4 protein-coding genes are annotated in these 2,819 nt (G+C 66.1%); all 4 read left to right on the top strand.

Going from position 1 to position 2,819, the window contains the following annotated elements; all coding sequences use genetic code 11:
* Positions 1–350: 350 nt before the first annotated feature.
* Positions 351–491, top strand: a complete 141-nt coding sequence (locus VGV06_09410) for a hypothetical protein (GenBank protein HEV2055376.1) — start codon at positions 351–353, stop codon at positions 489–491.
* Between the two features lie 282 nt (positions 492–773).
* Positions 774–1,079: an RNA-binding protein gene (locus VGV06_09405; GenBank protein ID HEV2055375.1), complete on the top strand. Its 306-nt coding sequence runs from the start codon at positions 774–776 to the stop codon at positions 1,077–1,079.
* Positions 1,036–1,314 carry a rhodanese-like domain-containing protein gene (locus VGV06_09400; GenBank protein ID HEV2055374.1) on the top strand — a complete coding sequence of 93 codons (279 nt, stop codon included), beginning with the start codon at positions 1,036–1,038 and terminating at the stop codon, positions 1,312–1,314. The genes VGV06_09405 and VGV06_09400 overlap by 44 nt, the downstream gene beginning before the upstream one ends.
* Before the next feature lie 217 nt (positions 1,315–1,531).
* Positions 1,532–2,740, top strand: coding sequence for a hypothetical protein (locus VGV06_09395; protein ID HEV2055373.1), 1,209 nt, complete (start codon positions 1,532–1,534; stop codon positions 2,738–2,740).
* The last annotated feature ends 79 nt before the right edge of the window (positions 2,741–2,819 follow it).

Below are 2,819 nucleotides of genomic sequence, written 5' to 3'. Positions count from 1 at the left end.
CACGGGATGACACGCCCTGTGTCCTGACGCCGCTGGATATCCCACTCCCGGGTCACGGGTTCGCGTAATCGAACGGCGACTGGAGGGCGAAGGCAGCTACGTGCCGAAACTGGGAGGGAGGCTCCCCGCTTGGCACCAGCGGGGTCCAGGGCCAGCTCAGGAACCCTCCGCAGTTCGTCGTGCATCGTTACAATCGCACAGGACTCCTGCAGGGTAGCGGGGTAGCGCGGCGGCCGCGCTGATCCACATGCCCATGACGAGGACCCGCCACGCAAGGAGGCGGCCGTGACCATCACCTCCGCGAGATCGCCGAGTGTCTCGACGAGGCCCTCCGGCTTCAGTCGCGGGTCATGGACCTCACCGAACAGGTCTACGAGGCGGCGGGGATCAGCCCTGGGGACCGCACACGTCGGGGGAAAGTGACCGGGCTCTTCTTCGGGCTCCAGGCGCAGCTGGAGGAGCTCAATCGCCTGGCCCAAGACGACGCCTGAAGACGCCACTTCCGCCGCGAAGCCTCGATGAGGAACATCGAGGTGGCCCCGGATTGGATCGAGATCTGCTGAAAGGGAACCCACTTCGTGAAAGGAAACACCACGTCACCCCGGGTGCCTTGACAGTCGATGGGGTACTCAGTACCGTGGGGCCAGGCTCACCGGGCTTCGATCCGCGAGCCCGTCGGAGCATGTTGGTCGGCCGGGGCGCAATGCCCCACACGCCGCAGGCGAGCTGGGAAGAGGGACGCTCGGTCCTGCGTGCGGTAGGAGGTTGGAGCGATGTTCACGAGACTCTTCGTCGGGAATCTCGCGTTCCAAGCTACGGAGGAAGACGTGCGGGAGCTCTTCCAGCATGCCGGAACCCTGGGGTCGGTGCGCATCGTCACCGATCAGTTCACGGGACGGTCGCGTGGGTTCGGGTTCGTGGAGATGGCCACGCGGGAAGAAGCCGTGGAGGCCATCAAGATGTTGAACGGGCGCCTCTTCCGCGACCGCCATCTGGTCGTGGACGAAGCGCGGCCTCAGCCTCAGCGGAGCCGTGGTGGAGATCGAGCACCGGACCGAGGCGCTGAACCCCGAGGATGAGGTCGTGGGGTACTGCCACGTGGGCCAGCGTAGCGCGGCCGTCGCCAAGTACCTGGCTCAGCTCGGCTTCAAGAACGCGAAGAACCTGCTGGGCGGCCTGGACTACTGGGCGCAGAGCGAGGATCCCGCCATGACGAGATATTTAGATATTGATGGCCGCGTTGATCCGGCGGGGCGACGGGACGGCTGCTGCTGTACGAGTGCCGCTCAACTGGCCGCCGATCGAGGCACGTGAAGGCGCCAGCCACGGTTCGCCCGAGCGGGTCCCCGGCACTATCTTCCGAGCCCTTGCAGTCCTCTACCGGCGGCGCCATCCCGACCTGTCCCGAGGGGCGCTCGCCCTGGAACTGAGCGGGCGACTGGCCTCCGGCGGGATCCATTACCACCTCCGGACACTGAGACGGCACCTGAGTGGGGCCGTCTCAACCGTTCCGCCGGAAGTCGAAACTGCGATGCGACAGATCCTGCGGGAGCGAGACGGCCTCGCCGGGGAGGAGGACCTGGAGCGCGCTCTTGCGGCTTCAGGAATCGAGATCCCGCCTGGGGACCGTGCATCCGCCTATGTCATGGTGGAACGCATTCTCCCCATGGTACGGCTCTGGCTTCATCTGAACCCGGGAAAGTCGAAACGCTTCCTCGCCTCTCGCCTCGCGAACGATCTCGGTCGCAAAGGTAGCCGCTCCACGATCGATTCGCTCCAAAGCGTCCTGGCGGGAAGAAAGCGCCGCGTTCGACGGGCCGTGCACCGCGTACTGCTCGGCTGTCTAGCGGAGCTGGGCGTGACCTCCGAGGAGGAGGCGAGGCTCCGTGCGCGAGAACGGCAGCAGGACATCCGTCACTCTTTGAGACGGCGATCCTTCGTCGACGCATCGAGCTTCCGGCAGCTTTGCCGGCTTTGGCAGGTCCGCCGTCACGAGCCGTCAACGAGACGCTTGGCAGTCTTGCTGAAGGAACGGCTTTCGGGATGGGGGCTTTCAGCCAACGTCACGCACCTTCAGGAGATCATCAACGACGACCGCCCGCGTGTCCGGTACGCCGTTCTGGAGGCGATGGAAGAAGTCCTGCGCGAGCAGATCCGTAACGCGCGGAACGTCGGGAGGCCGCTTCTGACGGCGACGGCACGCGAGCGGGTCGAGGCAGACCTGAGGTGGGTACCGGCGCAGCCGACCTCGTCCATAGCGCGCCGATGGCTCGCGGCGCACCCCGGCGTCAGCCAGCGTCAGCTGGCTATGCGCGCCTCCGAGAGCCTAGCCCGCATGGGATACTCCTCAAGCCTCAACACGCTCCAACTGATCCTTGGGGGCCGGCGGACGAAGACACGCGGGTTCGTGCATCGCGCGCTCCTTGAGCTGTCGGACGGTTCGGCAGCTCGATCTCCGTCCAGCGGCGAGAGGACACGCGAGCTCGGAAGGCCCGTCCGGACCGGCGCCACGTCCGACGGTAAGTCATCGCTCACGTGGCGGGAGTTTCTGCGCCAGGTGCGCGAGTACCTGCCGTCGGCCCGCTCACCGCATCTGGTTCCCGTGCTTGCGGTGCGAGCGGAGCGCCTCTACGGCATTCCAAGAGCGAAGGCGGAAGCCCGCATTCTGAGGACAGACGTGGTCGCGAAGGCGCAAACACGGCGCGAGGCCGCTCGGCGTCATCAACAGGCTGCCAGTTGAGCGGATCGTGCCGGAAGGCAACGGCCGGCTGGGATGGAACGATGACGAGATCACGAGCAGTTGGATCGGGCAAGCGTGA

The sequence above is a fragment of the Candidatus Methylomirabilota bacterium genome (assembly GCA_035936835.1).
Lineage (GTDB): Bacteria > Methylomirabilota > Methylomirabilia > Rokubacteriales > CSP1-6 > AR37.
The sequence above is the reverse complement of the archived record's forward strand: the minus strand, read 5'-3'. Positions and strand labels throughout refer to the sequence as shown.

What these genes read in the sequence shown, in the direction of transcription:
- VGV06_09405 (HEV2055375.1), top strand. Translation starts at nt 774, where the DNA reads ATGTTCACGAGACTCTTCGTCGGGAATCTCGCGTTCCAAGCTACGGAG.
- VGV06_09395 (HEV2055373.1), top strand. Translation starts at nt 1,532, where the DNA reads ATGCGACAGATCCTGCGGGAGCGAGACGGCCTCGCCGGGGAGGAGGAC.
- VGV06_09410 (HEV2055376.1), top strand. Translation starts at nt 351, where the DNA reads ATGGACCTCACCGAACAGGTCTACGAGGCGGCGGGGATCAGCCCTGGG.